Consider the following 15,293-nt stretch of genomic DNA (forward strand, 5'->3'; position numbering starts at 1 on the left):
GTTATCTAGTTTTGAGAGAATAATTTTTTAAAAATCTCTTGCTTTTTCTGAAATACATAGTATAATGATATTTGTCACTAAAATGTCTGGTGATGATGGCGAAGAGGTCACACCCGTTCCCATACCGAACACGGTAGTTAAGCTCTTCAGCGCCGATGGTAGTCGGGGGCTTCCCCCTGTGAGAGTAGGACATCGCCAGGCAGACTTCATTCCGCAGTAGCTCAGTGGTAGAGCTATCGGCTGTTAACCGATCGGTCGTAGGTTCGAGTCCTACCTGCGGAGCCATTAATGGAGAGCTGTCCGAGTGGCCGAAGGAGCACGATTGGAAATCGTGTAGGCGGTAACCCCGTCTCAAGGGTTCGAATCCCTTGCTCTCCGCCACTATTATTTATACATATTTCAAATGAATCAATCAGGGCCCGTTGGTCAAGCGGTTAAGACACCGCCCTTTCACGGCGGTAACACGGGTTCGAATCCCGTACGGGTCATTAAAATGATGGAGGATTAGCTCAGCTGGGAGAGCATCTGCCTTACAAGCAGAGGGTCGGCGGTTCGAGCCCGTCATCCTCCACCATCATTATCGCGGGGTGGAGCAGTTCGGTAGCTCGTCGGGCTCATAACCCGAAGGTCGCAGGTTCAAATCCTGCCCCCGCAACCAATTTTTAAAATAAGTACTCAGAACAGAGTACATTAAAATGGTCCGGTAGTTCAGTTGGTTAGAATGCCTGCCTGTCACGCAGGAGGTCGCGGGTTCGAGTCCCGTCCGGACCGCCATTTTTAAAAAAGTTTGGCTCGGTAGCTCAGTTGGTAGAGCAACGGACTGAAAATCCGTGTGTCGGCGGTTCGATTCCGTCCCGAGCCACCACCTATGCCGGTGTAGCTCAATTGGTAGAGCAACTGACTTGTAATCAGTAGGTTGGGGGTTCAAGTCCTCTTGCCGGCACTGTGTTTTTTATAAGATGGAGGGGTAGCGAAGTGGCTAAACGCGGCGGACTGTAAATCCGCTCCCTCAGGGTTCGGCAGTTCGAATCTGCCCCCCTCCACCATTTTTATTCTAGGGGCATAGTTTAAAGGTAGAACAGAGGTCTCCAAAACCTCCGGTGTGGGTTCAATTCCTACTGCCCCTGCCACTATATAATTCATCTTAAGACTATGGCGGTTGTGGCGAAGTGGTTAACGCACCAGATTGTGGCTCTGGCACTCGTGGGTTCGATTCCCATCAATCGCCCCATATTATCATTGGGCTATAGCCAAGCGGTAAGGCAACGGACTTTGACTCCGTCATGCGTTGGTTCGAATCCAGCTAGCCCAGTTGTATTTTTAAAACCAACTGCATATGTTATTATAAGTTCTTTAAATGCGGAAGTAGTTCAGTGGTAGAACATCACCTTGCCAAGGTGGGGGTCGCGGGTTCGAATCCCGTCTTCCGCTCCAATTATGGCGGCATAGCCAAGTGGTAAGGCAGAGGTCTGCAAAACCTTTATCCCCGGTTCAAATCCGGGTGTCGCCTTTCTTTGCCGGGGTGGTGGAATTGGCAGACACACAGGACTTAAAATCCTGCGGTAGGTGACTACCGTGCCGGTTCAAGTCCGGCCCTCGGCACCAATTTAACTTAACAAATGTTAAATTGGTTTGCAGCATTTTTGCTATCGAACTTAAACGTATACCTTATATAAAGAGTGATCTACTAACTGTAGATTACTCTTTTTTGTTAGATTTTATTGGTACTATAAAGGCATTTATCAGCGCCTAACCGCAGCGGGGGCTTTTCTTTCTTAATGATTTTCGGTGGGAAAGAAAGGTTTTTCTTTATTTCATATAATTACATTCTAAGCTTTAACTTATTTGCAAAATGAGATATAAAGATAAATGAGGTTAAGATTAGTTGGAGTAATAATGCAAATTCTTTTTCGTATTATTCTAAAGAAAAGGAGTTTAAAGAAACCGTGATGTTGAGTTAATAAAAGATTTGAGAAAAACTTTTTTAAAAAAATCTATTGACTCTCTGGATAATGCATGATATATTTATATTTGTCGGTTACATACGAATTGTAAACGGACATTATACTTGCCGGTGTGGCGGAATTGGCAGACGCGCACGACTCAAAATCGTGTTCCTTCTGGAGTGTCGGTTCGACCCCGACCACCGGTATAAAAATGAAAAAAGTCGGTATTTCAGAAAATGAAATACCGACTTTTTTTATGGTTTTAAAAGAACTTTGATTGCCCCGTCTGTTTTGGTGTCAAATACTTCGTAGCCTTTTTTAGCTTGGTCTAGGGGTAAGACATGTGTAATGATATCGCCGGGATCGACTTTGCCTTCTGCAATTAAATTGTATAGGTAAGGCATGTAATGGATAACCGGCGCTTGTCCTGTTCTGATATTGACGTTCCTTTGAAAAATATCTCCAAATGGGAAAGCATTGTATCTCATGCCGTATGCTCCGGTTACTTGAATGGTGCCGCATTTACGGACAGCTTGAGCAGCCATGACGAGTGCGCCCATTGCACCGCCGTGAAGCTTCAATCCTGTGGCGAGAAATTCAAGCGGCGACATTTTTCCGTCCATCCCGACGCAGTCGATAACCACATCGGCTCCGCCCTGCGTTATTTCTTTCAGATAGCTTCCCGTGTTTTGTTCGTTTTCGAAATTTACGATCTCTACGTTATTTGTCCGTTTGGCATGTTGAAGGCGGTAGTCAATATAGTCGACCGCTATGACTCTTTCAGCACCCTTCAGCCAGGCGAATTTTTGCGCCAGGAGCCCGACCGGACCGCATCCTAGTATAATCACGGTATCTCCCTTTTTCACCCCGGCGTTATCCACGCTCCAATAGGCTGTGGACATGGCATCTGAGAGCAGGACTAATTTTTCATCTTCTACTTCACAGTCATCAGGGATGCGGAAGGGGGTGAAATTGGCGTATGGCACACGCATATATTCAGCTTGTCCGCCCGGATAGCCGCCGGTTGTGTCGGAGTATCCGAAATATGCGCCCATTTCTCCATTGGCGTTTGAGTTGTCACATTGGCTTTCTAACTGATTTTTACAAAAAAAACATTCACCGCAGCTGACATTAAACGGGATGATGACGCGGTCGCCTTTTTTTACTTTATGGACGTCAGGACCCGCTTCTTCAACGATTCCCATCGGTTCGTGACCAATAATATAGTCTTCAGGAAAATTTGGTATCATACCGTGAATTAAGTGTAAATCTGATCCGCAAATCGCTGTAGTCGTTAATTTAACAATGATATCGTCTGATTTTTTGATTTCGGGGGCTTTCACTTCTTTGACTCGTATATCTTTAATCCCTTGATACGTCACTGCTTTCATTCAACATGTCTCCTCTGGCTGTCTAGTTATCGGGTGTGGCAAATGTTCCAAGCCGGTTCGTATTGTCGGGAAATAGCTTCAAACCGGCAATATCAATCGCTGTTTGGGCTGATTTCATATCCAATTGAAATTGTTTGTCCGTATCAGCGGGATGAAGCCACCCTTTTTCAATCATGAGGCTGGATAGTTCCCCGTGTAAGTGAATGGCGGCATCTAATTGATGGCGCAGTGCGGCTCTTAGTTCAGGGCTTGCCGTTTCTGTGATGGCTGCCGCGTAATTTCTGACTCCGGTTTTTACTGAGATTAAAAAATCGAGAGCCAGTGCGGAATCAGCAAGATCAGGCATTCCTTTCGCGTTTTGGGGATCTAAGTAATCGTTCAATGAAGGTTACCTCCGTTTCTCGTTGGGGCTTTTGTATATAAAGCTTGCAGCTCAGTAATATCTTTTATCGATTGCTGCACGTCTTTTTCCATGAGTGCTCTCAGTTCTTGATCAAACACAAGTCCCTGCATCATTTTTGACTTCAATAAGCAGACGGTTTTAAAATTAAGGATTTCATGTGTTTCCATTGTTTCGTGGTTTGCCAAACGGTCTTGTGCCATACAACGTTCACCTCCCGGATTCCCGTGTATTCTTTCCTTGTTTAAACCATTTATACAAAATAAAAATGATCCCGAACCATATGGGATCATTTCTTCATTCTGCGTATCGGCTGATGAGCTGATCGAGTCTGTCTGTGCGGGCTTCTAATTCATTTTCACTAAAGTAAACCTCTGTCAGCCGCTCACCATCGTTATACATTTCTTCAAGCCAGCCCGCAAGGCCTCTTGCTTTTCGATCTGCTTCTAGAATAAGCTCTAGACCGTCTTCGTGGAGGTGAAATACGGCTTCCAGTTCATCGAGCAGCCCTTTGTAAGGTCCGGAATGCGGGATAAATTCAAATTCCTGCACAAATGGCAGACGCCGGCGGAAATAGGGGGCATGTTCACAGTCCGCCTCATGGAGCCTAAAGCCAATTTCCTGCAGGGCTTGTAATACATTGTTCATCCAAGGGTGGAGATTGACGTGAAACGAATCATAGTCTGATTTATCGATGCCGCCTTCAATATCTAAATCAGTCATGAGAAATACTTTTGTCTTGCCGATAGTAACGGGTGTATCAAGCGGCAGCCGGCAGCTGAATGAAAAAACTTTTTCTTCCCCGGCACCTATCATAAATTCATTTGTCACCCGATGGGAGGCCACAGTTTTATATTTTGTCTCTGCTTTATCATCTTCTTGAATGTTATACTTTGTTTTAACAATGACTTCAATATGACGGATTTGCTGTTCAATACTTCCGCCTTTGACACGGACAGTGCCTCTTACCATTTCTCCGGGACTATAATTTGACTTATGTAAAACCGTATCCACTTTTGCTGCTCCGATTCCTGCGCTTGCAGCCAGTTTCTTAAAAAATGACATGTGTTTAAGGCTTCTTTTCTTATCATATGGAAAGACATCTATTATACGGTCTATACATCGGTTGGATTCATTTATTTTAAATGAAGGAGATGTTGCTTTGTGAAACAAATTATAGCTATGGGCGGAGGCGGCTTTTCGATGGAGCCGGATCATCTGCTACTTGATCAATATCTTTTGGAGCAAACGAAAAAATCTGCACCGCGGGTATGTTTTTTGCCGACTGCGAGCGGTGATTCCGAAAGCTATATTCAGCGGTTTTATCATGCATTTCAAAAGCTTGAGTGTATGCCGGACCACTTATCCTTGTTTAAACCGCCTTCAACAGATCTGGCTTCATTTATATGTGAACAGGATATTGTATACGTCGGCGGCGGAAATACCCGAAATTTACTTGTGCTTTGGAAAGAATGGGGATTAGATCATATATTGCGTGAGGCGTGGGAGAGAGGCGTTATTTTATCAGGATTAAGCGCCGGAGCCATTTGCTGGTTTAAAGAGGGTGTGACTGACTCGATGAATGGCCCGTTAACAGGCCTGAATGGCTTAGGGTTTTTACAAGGGAGCTTTTGTCCTCATTATGATGGAGAGAAGGAGAGGAGACCGGCGTTTCACAGGCTTATTTCAGAAAAGTCTTTGAGCGAAGGCTATGCAGCGGATGATGGAGCGGCCTTGCACTTTATAGGAAATCAACTGTTTCAGGTTGTGAGTTCAAGAGCTGGCGCCCAGGCATATCGGGTGACAGTACATGAGAATGAAATAACTGAAATTTCATTGCAGGTTCATGACTTAAGTTAAATTAGCTGAATATTTTCTACATTTCTCTTTCTTCGATTCTGTATTTATGATAAGATGAAAGCGAAATCAATAGTTACTGGGGGTGCCCGTCTGACGGGCTGAGAGAGAAGTGTTTGCTTCTTAACCCTTTGGACCTGATCTGGTTCGTACCAGCGTGGGGAAGTAGAGGAATTGTTTTTATTATTGTTTTTTTGGGCGATAATATATTTCTTTATGACTGACTGCCAAACCGGGTTCTTACATATGAGCGCGGTTTTTTTGTGCTGGTGCTAAAGCTTGGTTGGTCCTTTCAAACTTATAGAGGGGGAAGGATTATTCATGCAAAACAATTCAGTACAGCAAGCTAACATTTCCATTATGTCGAGTTTTTCCGGAAGCAAAAAAGTATATGTGGAGGGTTCTTCACCGGACATCCAAGTGCCGATGAGAGAAATCGGCTTGAGTCCGACCACCGGATCGTTCGGCGAGGAAGAAAATACGCCGGTTCGTGTATATGATACGAGCGGCCCTTATACTGATCCTAATCAACAGATTAATATTCATGACGGCTTGCAGCCACTGCGCCATAAGTGGATTTCAGGGCGCGGTGATGTGGAAGAATACGAGGGACGAGCCATTAAACCGGAAGACAACGGCTATAAAAAAGCAAATCAAAATGAAAGCTATCCAGGCTTAAAACGAAATCCGCTTCGGGCTAAAACGGGAAAAAATGTGACTCAAATGCATTATGCGAAAAAAGGCATCATTACACCGGAAATGGAGTTTATCGCGATTCGTGAGCATGTGTCTCCGGAATTTGTGAGAGATGAAGTGGCCAGCGGACGTGCGATCATTCCTTCCAATGTGAATCACCCTGAAAGCGAGCCGATGATTATCGGGCGGAATTTCCATGTGAAAATCAATGCGAACATCGGGAATTCTGCGGTCACTTCGTCAATTGAAGAAGAAGTCGAAAAGATGACATGGGCGATTCGTTGGGGAGCGGATACGATGATGGATCTTTCTACCGGGAAGGATATTCACACGACTCGTGAATGGATCATCCGCAATTGCCCGGTGCCGGTGGGAACAGTGCCGATTTATCAGGCCCTTGAGAAGGTGAATGGGGTTGCTGAGGATTTAACGTGGGAAGTGTATCGCGACACATTGATTGAACAGGCGGAACAAGGCGTTGATTACTTTACCATCCATGCGGGAGTCTTGCTTCGATATGTGCCTTTAACCGCAAAGCGTACAACGGGTATAGTATCACGCGGAGGGGCAATTATGGCGCAATGGTGTCTGGCCCATCATCAAGAAAGTTTCTTATACACTCATTTTGAAGAGATTTGTGAAATTATGAAGGCTTACGATATTGCTTTCTCCCTCGGTGACGGTCTGCGTCCTGGTTCGATTGCGGATGCGAATGATGAGGCGCAGTTTGCGGAACTGGAGACGCTTGGAGAACTGACGCAAATTGCGTGGAAGCATGATGTACAGGTGATGATTGAAGGGCCTGGCCATGTGCCGATGCATAAAATCAAAGAGAACGTCGATAAACAAATGGAAATCTGTAAAGAAGCGCCTTTTTACACGTTAGGGCCGCTGACGACGGATATTGCACCGGGCTATGACCACATTACATCAGCGATCGGAGCGGCGATGATCGGCTGGTACGGGACTGCGATGCTGTGCTATGTCACGCCGAAAGAGCATTTGGGGCTGCCAAATCGCGATGATGTGAGAGAAGGGGTAATTACTTATAAAATTGCAGCTCATGCGGCTGATCTTGCAAAAGGGCATCCGGGAGCACAAATACGCGATGACGCCCTTTCAAAAGCGCGCTTTGAATTCCGCTGGCGTGATCAGTTTAACCTTTCCCTCGATCCTGAAAGGGCGATTGAATATCATGATGAAACATTGCCTGCGGAAGGAGCAAAGACGGCTCACTTCTGTTCGATGTGCGGACCGAAGTTTTGCAGTATGAGAATTTCACAGGATATTCGGGATTATGCGAAGGAAAATAATCTTAATGAATCTGAAGCTATATATGAAGGATTAAAAGAAAAGGCAAAAGAGTTCGTAGAGACGGGAAGCAATTTATATCAATAAAAGGCGACAGATGAAGATGGAGCTTTAAGCATCTTCGTCTGTTTTTTTATTGTGTCCGAACCATAAATGGTAAGCGTACAGTCGGACCCCTTTGATGAAATGATTGGTCATAAGGTTTGTATTTAAGGTGCCGCTGTCTTAAATTATAGTTGACAGGTAGGTATAGTGTGAATTAATATGATGAATAAATATTTCCATATTCAAGCTGATCGGATCACCGAAGGCCCTTATCTTTTGTCATAGATAAGGGCCTTTTTGTATCTGATAAGCGGGCATGCGTGGAATCGGGAGGAATTTGTCATGGGAGTTAAAAAATATGTGCCGGCAGGGCGGAAAAAACCGAAAAAACGAAAAAAATATAAGAAACAAACGTTAAGTTTGGAGTTGCTTATTGAAAAAAACAAATGGGAGATTCTGAATAATGAACATCAGATGGAGGAGATTTATATGAAAATTGATGAAAAACATGCAGGAACCAGATAACTATCTTTTATTTTGAGGCAAATGCATTTTTCAATTCAAACCGTTAAATGAGAATATCTTTTGAATGAAAAAAACCGCTGATCACGTTGTCAGCGGTTTTTTGTAAGGTCAAACTTCTTTCTTAATCGGCAGGCCGAGCCCTTTCGCAATCCGGTTTCCGTATTCAGGATCCGCTTTGTAGAAATGCTCGATTTGACGCAATTTGATTTCTTCTTTTTCTACCGGCTTCATCGCGTCAACGATGTTTTGGACAAGGCGTGTACGCTCGTCTTCGCTCATTAAGCGATAAAGATCGCCGGCTTGAGTATAGTGGTCGTTATGATCGTAGCCTACGCTGTCAGCCACGCCGGATACCGGATATGCGGCTTGTTTATCTTCAGGTGATTCAGTCGGTCCGCTGAAACTATTAGGCTCGTAATATACGGAACCGCCGCCGTTATTGTCAAAGCGCATTTGGCCGTCACGCTGATAGTTTTTCACTTCATTGCGAGGACGGTTGATTGGCAAGGATTGATGGTTCGCGCCCACACGATAGCGATGCGCATCATGATATGCAAACAGACGGCCTTGGAGCATTTTATCAGGTGATACATCGACACCCGGCACCAATGTTCCTGGAGAGAATGTCGCCTGTTCTACTTCAGCAAAGTAATTTTCAGGATTTCTGTCAAGAACCATGCGTCCAACTTCGATCAACGGATAGTCTTTTTGAGACCATACTTTTGTGACATCAAATGGATCGAAGCGATACGTATTTGCATCTTCTAAAGGCATGATTTGCACATATAATTTCCATGCGGGGAAATCACCGTTTTCAATCGCGTTGAACAAATCTTCTGTATGATAATCCGGATTTTCACCAGCGATTTTTGCAGCTGTTTTTACATCAAGGTTTTTCACGCCTTGTTCTGTTTTAAAGTGATATTTGATCCATACGCCTTCGCCTTCTGCATTCGTCCATTTAAAAGTATGGCTTCCGAAACCATGCATATGGCGCAGTGTAGCTGGAATTCCGCGATCAGACATCAAGATGGTGACTTGATGAAGTGATTCAGGGGATAAAGACCAGAAATCCCATACAGCGGTAGGGTTTTTTAGATGTGTTTTCGGATCTCTCTTCTGTGTATGAATGAAGTCTGGGAATTTGATTGCATCGCGAATAAAGAATACAGGGGTATTGTTACCGACGATGTCATAGTTCCCTTCTTCAGTATATAATTTCACTGAAAATCCGCGAGGGTCGCGTACTGTATCAGCAGAGCCAAGTTCACCGGCCACTGTAGAAAAACGTACAAATAGCGGTGTGCGTTTTCCGACTTCTGATAAGAAATTCGCTTTTGTATATTTAGTCAGATCATTTGTCACTTCAAAATAACCGTGGGCACCGGCACCTTTAGCATGAACAACACGCTCAGGAACACGTTCTCTATTGAAATGGGCCAATTTTTCAAGCAAGTGTACATCTTGAATTAAAGTTGGTCCGCGAGAACCGGCTGTCATTGAATTTTGATTATCTCCAACCGGAGCGCCCCAGTTAGTTGTAAGTTTATTTGAACTCATATCATCACCTCTTGGAATTTATAAAGTTATAATACCATCTATTATAAAAAAGTCAATATTATTTTATAATGATTATAAAATAAATATTTTTATAAAAGAGTAATACTGCTAACCAGCGGGATCGTGTTGAGGATAAGAAGTTTTAGTTTTTAAAAAATAGTTGACATGTCGGAATACTTTGAATTAACATGTTATTTACATTCAAATCGACATTGAGGCAGCTGATCGGACCACCGAAGGCTCCCATCTCTATAAAAACTTGAGATGGGGGCCTTTTTGTTTATCCAATTATTAATAGAAAGCGGGGAGCATAATGGCTGTAACCATTCACATTAATGAAAAATCTTTTATCAGCGACGGCCGGAAAGTAAACGTATTGGATCATATTCATTTATCTATCGCGCCGGGCGAATTTCTGACGGTGATCGGACCGAGCGGATGCGGTAAAAGCACACTGCTTAAAATGATTGCCGGACTGGACACGGACTATGACGGCGAAATTATGATAAACGACAGAGAAATAAAGGCTCCCGGCATTCAGCAAGGTTTCATTTTTCAAGAGCATCGGCTGTTTCCTTGGATGACAGTCGAACAGAATATCGCTGCAGATTTGAATTTGAAAGATCGAAAGGTCAGAAAAAAAGTAGATGAACTAATAGAGATTGTCAGGCTGAAAGGGTCGGAGAAGGCGTATCCCCGGGAACTATCAGGGGGAATGTCACAAAGGGTGGCCATTGCAAGAGCTTTGCTGAGGGAGCCAGAGGTGCTGCTTTTAGATGAGCCGTTTGGCGCTTTAGACGCTTTTACAAGAAAACATCTTCAGGATGTGCTCCTGGATATCTGGCGGGAGAAAAAGACAACGATGATACTTGTTACACATGACATTGACGAGTCTGTTTATTTAGGAAATGAGCTGGCGATTCTCAGTGCCAAGCCGGGCAGACTGCATAAAATGGTGCCGATTGATCTAGCGTATCCCCGAAACCGGACAACGGCTGATTTTCAATTGCTCAGACAGAAAGTGCTATCAGAATTTGAAAAGACAGAAGACCTGCAATATGCAGAAGGAGCAGGGATTTAAAATCGGCAAAAGAAAGGGCGGAATCTGACATGAAAAAAGCATTCATACTTTTATCGGCAGTTATTTTTCTACTAGCAGGATGCGGCTCTGACGGGGCAAGCGGAAAAAAAGAATTAAAGGAAATTAATATCGGAATTCAGCAGAGCTTAAGCCCGCTTTTGATTGCTAAGGAAAAAGGCTGGTTTGAAGAGACATTTGAAAAAGAAGGAATTAAAGTGAAATGGACGGAATTTCAAAGCGGGCCCCCCCAGTTTGAAGGGCTTGCCGCTGATAAGCTCGATTTCTCACAGGTCGGTAATTCACCTGTCATTTCCGGTCAGGCAGCAGGCATCAGCTTTAAAGAAATCGGCCTGTCTCAGGATGGTTTGAAAGCTAACGGGATTCTGGTCAAAAAGAACAGCAGCATTCATAACCTGAAAGATTTGAAGGGGAAAAAGATAGCGGTAGCCAAAGGAAGCAGCGGGTTTGACTTTCTCTATAAGGCTCTAGATCAGGCAGGGCTTTCTGCTGATGATGTTAATATTATTCAGCTTCAGCCAGATGAAGCCACGTCCGCTTTTGAAAACGGCGCTGTGGATGCATGGTCGATTTGGGAGCCGTATCTGTCTATACAAACGCTTAAGCACGAGGCGAAAATCATCGCAAACGGAGAAAGCACGGATTTGTATTCACCGGGCTTTACACTGGTCAGAACGACATTTGCCGATGAGTACCCTGATGAAGTGGTCCGCTTTTTGAAAGTTTACGATAAAGCGGTGGCATGGCAAAAGAAACATATAGAAGAAGCCGCAGATCTGTATGCAGACATAAAGAATTTAGATAAAGAGGTAGTGAAAAATGTATTAAACAATACTGAGCCGCTGAATGAAGCCATCAATGATGACATTATCAAGGCCCAGCAGGAAACTGCGGATTTCCAATACCGGACAAAAGCGATTAATAAAAAAATTGATGTGAAGGAAGTAGTGGATAATTCATTTATCAAAAAAGCGTTAAAAGAAGGTGAAAAATGATGAAAGCTGCTGCAACAACTGCCGGTTCATTACAGAAAACAAATGTCTCACAAAAGCGGAAGAACACAGCCAAAAACGTCTATGGCTGGGTAAAAGGGTTGGTTTTGCCCTTTGTGATCATTGCGGTGTGGCAAATCGCAGGGTCAATGGAGATTGTGTCTGCTACCGTCCTGCCGACGCCGCTTGTCATTCTCCTGACTTTTAAAGATTTAATTGTATCGGGAGAGCTGTTCGTGCATTTGAAAATCAGTGTGTACCGGGCGGCCGCAGGCTTTCTGTCAGGCGCGGGGCTCGGTTTGCTCATTGGATTGCTGGTTGGATTCTCGAGGAAAACAGAACATTACATTGACCCGTCCTTACAAATGCTCAGAACTGTTCCGCATCTGGCAGTGACACCGCTGTTTATTTTATGGTTTGGCTTTGATGAGACTTCGAAGATTCTCTTAATTGCACTCGGCGCCTTCTTTCCAGTCTATATCAATACCTTTTTAGGCATACGCGGAGTCGATTCAAAGCTGTTTGATGTGGCGAAAGTGCTGGAGTTTCCTTGGTACCGGCAGATGACGAAATTGATTTTGCCGGCGGCGCTTCCGAGTATTCTTCTTGGCATTCGTTTATCGCTCGGAATTGCTTGGCTGGGGCTTGTCGTGGCGGAGCTGATGGGGTCAAGCGAGGGCATCGGTTATATGATTATGGATGCGAGACAGTTTTCGCAAACGAACAAAGTATTTGTCGGAATCATCATTTTTGCGGTTGTCGGCAAACTTACGGATTCATTCGTCCGCTTCTTGGAGCGCAAGTTATTAAAATGGAGAAACAGCTATCAAGGCTGAAATCATATAGAAGGGGAGAGTTATGATGGAGATTCTTTGGTTTATTCCAACACATGGAGACGGCCGGTACATTGGAACGAAAATAGGCGGAAGACAGGCCGATCATTCCTATTTTAAACAAGTAGCGCAAGCAGCCGACAGGCTTGGATATACGGGTGTGCTGCTGCCCACCGGGAGATCATGCGAAGATCCGTGGCTGACCGCGTCGGCATTGGCAGCGGAAACAAGATATTTGAAATTTTTAGTGGCTGTCAGGCCGGGCCTTATGCAGCCGTCTGTCGCTGCGAGAATGACATCTACTCTTGACCGGATTTCAGAAGGGCGTTTGCTGATTAACGTTGTAGCCGGCGGCGATGCGCATGAATTGGCGGGTGACGGACTGTTTATCAGCCATGATGAGCGTTATGAAGCGACAGATGAATTTTTAACGATTTGGCGAGGGCTGCTGCAAGGGAAAACCGTTGACTATGAAGGAAAGCATATGAAAGTGGAAAACGGGAATCTATTGTTTCCGCCGCATCAAACGCCGCACCCTCCCCTTTATTTCGGAGGATCTTCCGCCGCCGGCATTGAAGTGGCAGCAAAGCATACGGACGTATATTTGACATGGGGCGAGCCGCCGGAAAGTGTGAAAGAAAAAATAGAGACAGTCAAAAAACAAGCGGAAAAAGAGGGAAGATCCGTCCGTTTCGGTATCAGGCTTCACGTCATTGTCAGAGAATCGGCAGAGGAGGCGTGGAATGCGGCCGACAGATTGATCAGCCATTTGGATGACGATACAATCGCCCAAGCGCAGGCAGCACTCCGGAGGGCAGATTCTTCAGGGCAAAAGCGAATGTCAGACCTTCATAATGGTGACAGAAGCAAGCTGGAGGTAAGCCCCAATCTTTGGGCAGGCATCGGGCTGGTAAGAGGAGGAGCAGGCACAGCGCTTGTCGGCGATCCTGAAACAGTTGCCGAACGTATATTGGAATATAAGGCACTGGGCATAGAATCATTTATTTTTTCCGGCTATCCACATTTAGAAGAGGCGTATCACCTTGCTGAGCTGGTTTTTCCGCTTCTGCCTTTTGACAATGAACGCACGAAGGGATTACAAGCTGTTACAGGAGAGGCTATCGGGAACAGCCATTTCCCGGATAAGAAAAAATTGAGCGTGTAAGTCAGAGCCTTTGAAAGCCATTTTCTTGTTCGCCTTTTTTGTAATGAGCGAACAAGAAAATGGAAAGAAAGGCTGTATTGAGAGAATAAGAGGACAGGCGATTTTTATAAGCGGGAATCTTGCTTTTTTCATTTGTACATGATAAATTTTAAATCGTAATTATTACGATTGAAGGGAGGTTTTATTTTTTGGCTAAGAAATCTAAAGTGGCAAAAGAATTAAAACGGCAGCAGCTTGTTGAAAAATATGCAGAAATCAGAAGAGAATTGAAGGAAAAGGGAGATTATGAAGCGCTAAGCAAGCTTCCGAGAGATTCAGCTCCAGGAAGGCTTCATAACCGCTGCATGGTAACAGGCCGTCCGAGAGGTTACTTGAGAAAATTCAAAATGTCCAGGATTGCATTCAGAGAGCTGGCGCATAAAGGCCAGATCCCGGGTGTGAAAAAAGCTAGCTGGTAATAAAGAGATTGCTGTTTCTTTTTGTGAATAAAAACTCCGTCCATTCATATGGTGCCGGAGTTTTTTGTGCTTTTATGAAAAGAGATAACATAGGCTAGATGCTGCACAATCATGATGGCAAATACGAGTAAGATGGGAAAGAAGGGGATGTGTGATTGGAATAATGGGTAAAAAATGAGCAGGACGGCTGCGATTGGCAGGGAAAAATAAACGGCAACGTATGAGGCCCGGCATGCTTTCGCTGTCAACATCTGTTCTCTCTCATCCTGTTCTTCAAATTCATCAGGAAGCAGCAGGCCTTTTTTTGACTTCGGGCCCATCTTTTTCTGAACATAGAGGTAAACGGCGGTTCCGATACAAAAGAGAATAAACGGGGTAATGTTAATCTCAAATTCCATTCCGCCTGATGGGGTCCTGAAAAATAAAGCCCCCTTTTTTGATGCTTCAAAATAAGTAATAATTGTCCAGCAGGCAAGGGCAAAAAGCACAAGCTGAAACGCTGCTTTTATTTTCATGTTCATTTTACATTTCCTCCTCCAGCCAAAAAACGTCCTCCATAGCCATGGAGAATGTTTTGCAGATTTTTAAAGCCACTAACAGCGAGGGAACGTAGTCTCCTTTTTCAATTGCTGCTACCGTTTGTCTTGTCACGCCGACTGCTTCCCCGAGTTTTTCCTGAGAATAACCGAATCGCGCTCTAAGCTCTTTCACCTTATTATTCATCATGACATCCGCCGCCTTTAATTCTCTCACTTTCTTATATTGTAAAGTATGTTTAACATTATGTAAATGTTACTTAACATTTTTGTGGTCTTGCTCATAAAAATAATATTTTTCGACAAAAAATTTAATATTCCCTTGACGAAAAATTAATAAACCTGTAATATAAGAAAAGTCGATGCGGTGCTGTTGCCGCGATATTCTGACGCGGGTGTAGTTTAGTGGTAAAACCTCAGCCTTCCAAGCTGATGTCGTGAGTTCGATTCTCATCACCCGCTCCATACATACGTTATTA

The 15,293-nt window shown here is 44.3% G+C and carries 15 protein-coding genes, 17 tRNA genes, 1 rRNA gene and 1 riboswitch; of the genes, 26 read left to right on the forward strand and 7 right to left on the reverse strand.

Translation table 11 applies throughout. The features are described from left to right. Positions 1 to 85 precede the first annotated feature (85 nt). The 17 genes from rrf (at position 86) to AXI57_RS13645 (ending at position 2,152) form a co-directional block, all read left to right on the forward strand. A 5S ribosomal RNA gene (gene rrf / locus AXI57_RS13565) occupies positions 86 to 201 on the forward strand. Between the two features lie 9 nt (positions 202 to 210). After that, positions 211 to 285 (forward strand) — tRNA-Asn (locus AXI57_RS13570). A gap of 5 nt (positions 286 to 290) precedes the next feature. Beyond that, a tRNA-Ser gene (locus AXI57_RS13575) sits at positions 291 to 381 on the forward strand. Between the two features lie 35 nt (positions 382 to 416). Further along, positions 417 to 488 (forward strand) — tRNA-Glu (locus tag AXI57_RS13580). A 10-nt stretch (positions 489 to 498) separates the two neighbouring features. Further along, positions 499 to 574 (forward strand) — tRNA-Val (locus AXI57_RS13585). 7 nt (positions 575 to 581) lie between these two features. After that, a tRNA-Met gene (locus AXI57_RS13590) sits at positions 582 to 658 on the forward strand. 39 nt (positions 659 to 697) lie between these two features. Then, positions 698 to 774: transfer RNA gene (locus AXI57_RS13595), tRNA-Asp, on the forward strand. 15 nt (positions 775 to 789) lie between these two features. Further along, positions 790 to 865, forward strand: a tRNA-Phe gene (locus AXI57_RS13600). 5 nt (positions 866 to 870) lie between these two features. Then, a tRNA-Thr gene (locus AXI57_RS13605) sits at positions 871 to 943 on the forward strand. Between the two features lie 18 nt (positions 944 to 961). Further along, positions 962 to 1,046: transfer RNA gene (locus AXI57_RS13610), tRNA-Tyr, on the forward strand. A gap of 10 nt (positions 1,047 to 1,056) precedes the next feature. Beyond that, a tRNA-Trp gene (locus tag AXI57_RS13615) sits at positions 1,057 to 1,130 on the forward strand. Between the two features lie 25 nt (positions 1,131 to 1,155). Continuing rightward, positions 1,156 to 1,231, forward strand: a tRNA-His gene (locus tag AXI57_RS13620). 9 nt (positions 1,232 to 1,240) lie between these two features. Beyond that, positions 1,241 to 1,312 (forward strand) — tRNA-Gln (locus AXI57_RS13625). A 47-nt stretch (positions 1,313 to 1,359) separates the two neighbouring features. Beyond that, positions 1,360 to 1,434: transfer RNA gene (locus tag AXI57_RS13630), tRNA-Gly, on the forward strand. 5 nt (positions 1,435 to 1,439) lie between these two features. Beyond that, a tRNA-Cys gene (locus AXI57_RS13635) sits at positions 1,440 to 1,510 on the forward strand. 6 nt (positions 1,511 to 1,516) lie between these two features. Continuing rightward, positions 1,517 to 1,605, forward strand: a tRNA-Leu gene (locus AXI57_RS13640). Between the two features lie 465 nt (positions 1,606 to 2,070). Further along, positions 2,071 to 2,152: transfer RNA gene (locus AXI57_RS13645), tRNA-Leu, on the forward strand. 48 nt (positions 2,153 to 2,200) lie between these two features. Here AXI57_RS13645 and AXI57_RS13650 read toward each other — a convergent pair. The 4 genes from AXI57_RS13650 to AXI57_RS13665 form a co-directional block, all read right to left on the reverse strand. Continuing rightward, on the reverse strand, positions 2,201 to 3,337 hold the full coding sequence (locus tag AXI57_RS13650) for a zinc-dependent alcohol dehydrogenase (RefSeq protein WP_061670384.1): 1,137 nt from the start codon (positions 3,335 to 3,337) through the stop codon (positions 2,201 to 2,203). A gap of 22 nt (positions 3,338 to 3,359) precedes the next feature. Next, positions 3,360 to 3,719, reverse strand: a complete 360-nt coding sequence (locus AXI57_RS13655) for a spore coat protein (RefSeq protein WP_081112778.1) — start codon at positions 3,717 to 3,719, stop codon at positions 3,360 to 3,362. Continuing rightward, on the reverse strand, positions 3,716 to 3,940 hold the full coding sequence (locus tag AXI57_RS13660; protein WP_035175039.1) for a hypothetical protein: 225 nt from the start codon (positions 3,938 to 3,940) through the stop codon (positions 3,716 to 3,718). Before AXI57_RS13660 ends, AXI57_RS13655 begins: the two co-directional genes overlap by 4 nt. 94 nt (positions 3,941 to 4,034) lie before the next feature. Then, positions 4,035 to 4,802: a sporulation protein gene (locus tag AXI57_RS13665; RefSeq protein ID WP_061670385.1), complete on the reverse strand. Its 768-nt coding sequence runs from the start codon at positions 4,800 to 4,802 to the stop codon at positions 4,035 to 4,037. Between the two features lie 99 nt (positions 4,803 to 4,901). Between AXI57_RS13665 and AXI57_RS13670 the strand changes: the two genes are divergently transcribed. From AXI57_RS13670 to AXI57_RS13680, 3 genes are all read left to right on the forward strand, one after another. Next, positions 4,902 to 5,597, forward strand: a complete 696-nt coding sequence (locus AXI57_RS13670) for a Type 1 glutamine amidotransferase-like domain-containing protein (RefSeq protein WP_061670386.1) — start codon at positions 4,902 to 4,904, stop codon at positions 5,595 to 5,597. Positions 5,598 to 5,665: 68 nt separating this feature from the next. Further along, a riboswitch (TPP riboswitch) is annotated at positions 5,666 to 5,775 on the forward strand. 140 nt (positions 5,776 to 5,915) lie between these two features. Next, positions 5,916 to 7,688, forward strand: a complete 1,773-nt coding sequence (thiC, locus tag AXI57_RS13675; protein WP_061670387.1) for a phosphomethylpyrimidine synthase ThiC — start codon at positions 5,916 to 5,918, stop codon at positions 7,686 to 7,688. A gap of 300 nt (positions 7,689 to 7,988) precedes the next feature. Further along, positions 7,989 to 8,171 (forward strand): FbpB family small basic protein, encoded by a 183-nt coding sequence (locus AXI57_RS13680; RefSeq protein WP_010788025.1) that lies wholly within the window; start codon positions 7,989 to 7,991, stop codon positions 8,169 to 8,171. 108 nt (positions 8,172 to 8,279) lie between these two features. Here AXI57_RS13680 and katA read toward each other — a convergent pair whose 3' ends face one another. Continuing rightward, entirely contained in the window at positions 8,280 to 9,731 is a 1,452-nt protein-coding gene (katA, locus tag AXI57_RS13685) for a catalase KatA (RefSeq protein WP_061670388.1), read from the reverse strand. A gap of 313 nt (positions 9,732 to 10,044) precedes the next feature. On the opposite strand from katA, the gene AXI57_RS13690 reads away from it, so the two are divergent. From AXI57_RS13690 to rpsN, 5 genes are all read left to right on the forward strand, one after another. Continuing rightward, a complete protein-coding gene (locus AXI57_RS13690) occupies positions 10,045 to 10,812 on the forward strand; it encodes an ABC transporter ATP-binding protein (RefSeq protein ID WP_004430095.1) in 768 nt (255 codons plus the stop codon). A 29-nt stretch (positions 10,813 to 10,841) separates the two neighbouring features. Then, complete coding sequence (locus AXI57_RS13695) at positions 10,842 to 11,825, forward strand: aliphatic sulfonate ABC transporter substrate-binding protein (protein ID WP_061670389.1); 984 nt, start codon at positions 10,842 to 10,844, stop codon at positions 11,823 to 11,825. Continuing rightward, the gene (locus AXI57_RS13700) at positions 11,822 to 12,658 is read left to right on the forward strand and encodes an ABC transporter permease (RefSeq protein ID WP_087941859.1); all 837 of its coding nucleotides are present in this window, start codon (positions 11,822 to 11,824) and stop codon (positions 12,656 to 12,658) included. Before AXI57_RS13695 ends, AXI57_RS13700 begins: the two co-directional genes overlap by 4 nt. 25 nt (positions 12,659 to 12,683) lie before the next feature. Further along, positions 12,684 to 13,820 (forward strand): FMNH2-dependent alkanesulfonate monooxygenase, encoded by a 1,137-nt coding sequence (ssuD, locus tag AXI57_RS13705; RefSeq protein ID WP_013390448.1) that lies wholly within the window; start codon positions 12,684 to 12,686, stop codon positions 13,818 to 13,820. A 188-nt stretch (positions 13,821 to 14,008) separates the two neighbouring features. Then, positions 14,009 to 14,278 carry a 30S ribosomal protein S14 gene (gene rpsN, locus AXI57_RS13710; protein WP_004430086.1) on the forward strand — a complete coding sequence of 90 codons (270 nt, stop codon included), beginning with the start codon at positions 14,009 to 14,011 and terminating at the stop codon, positions 14,276 to 14,278. Positions 14,279 to 14,322: 44 nt separating this feature from the next. Here the strand turns inward: rpsN and AXI57_RS13715 are convergent, their stop codons facing one another. Together AXI57_RS13715 and AXI57_RS13720 are read right to left on the reverse strand one after the other, a co-directional pair. Next, the gene (locus AXI57_RS13715; RefSeq protein ID WP_061670390.1) at positions 14,323 to 14,799 is read right to left on the reverse strand and encodes a hypothetical protein; all 477 of its coding nucleotides are present in this window, start codon (positions 14,797 to 14,799) and stop codon (positions 14,323 to 14,325) included. 1 nt (position 14,800) lies between these two features. Further along, positions 14,801 to 15,001 carry a helix-turn-helix transcriptional regulator gene (locus AXI57_RS13720; RefSeq protein ID WP_004430080.1) on the reverse strand — a complete coding sequence of 67 codons (201 nt, stop codon included), beginning with the start codon at positions 14,999 to 15,001 and terminating at the stop codon, positions 14,801 to 14,803. Between the two features lie 204 nt (positions 15,002 to 15,205). Here AXI57_RS13720 and AXI57_RS13725 point away from each other — a divergent pair. After that, positions 15,206 to 15,279, forward strand: a tRNA-Gly gene (locus AXI57_RS13725). The last annotated feature ends 14 nt before the right edge of the window (positions 15,280 to 15,293 follow it).

The sequence above is a fragment of the Bacillus atrophaeus genome (genome assembly GCF_001584335.1).
Taxonomy (GTDB): Bacteria; Bacillota; Bacilli; order Bacillales; family Bacillaceae; genus Bacillus; species Bacillus atrophaeus.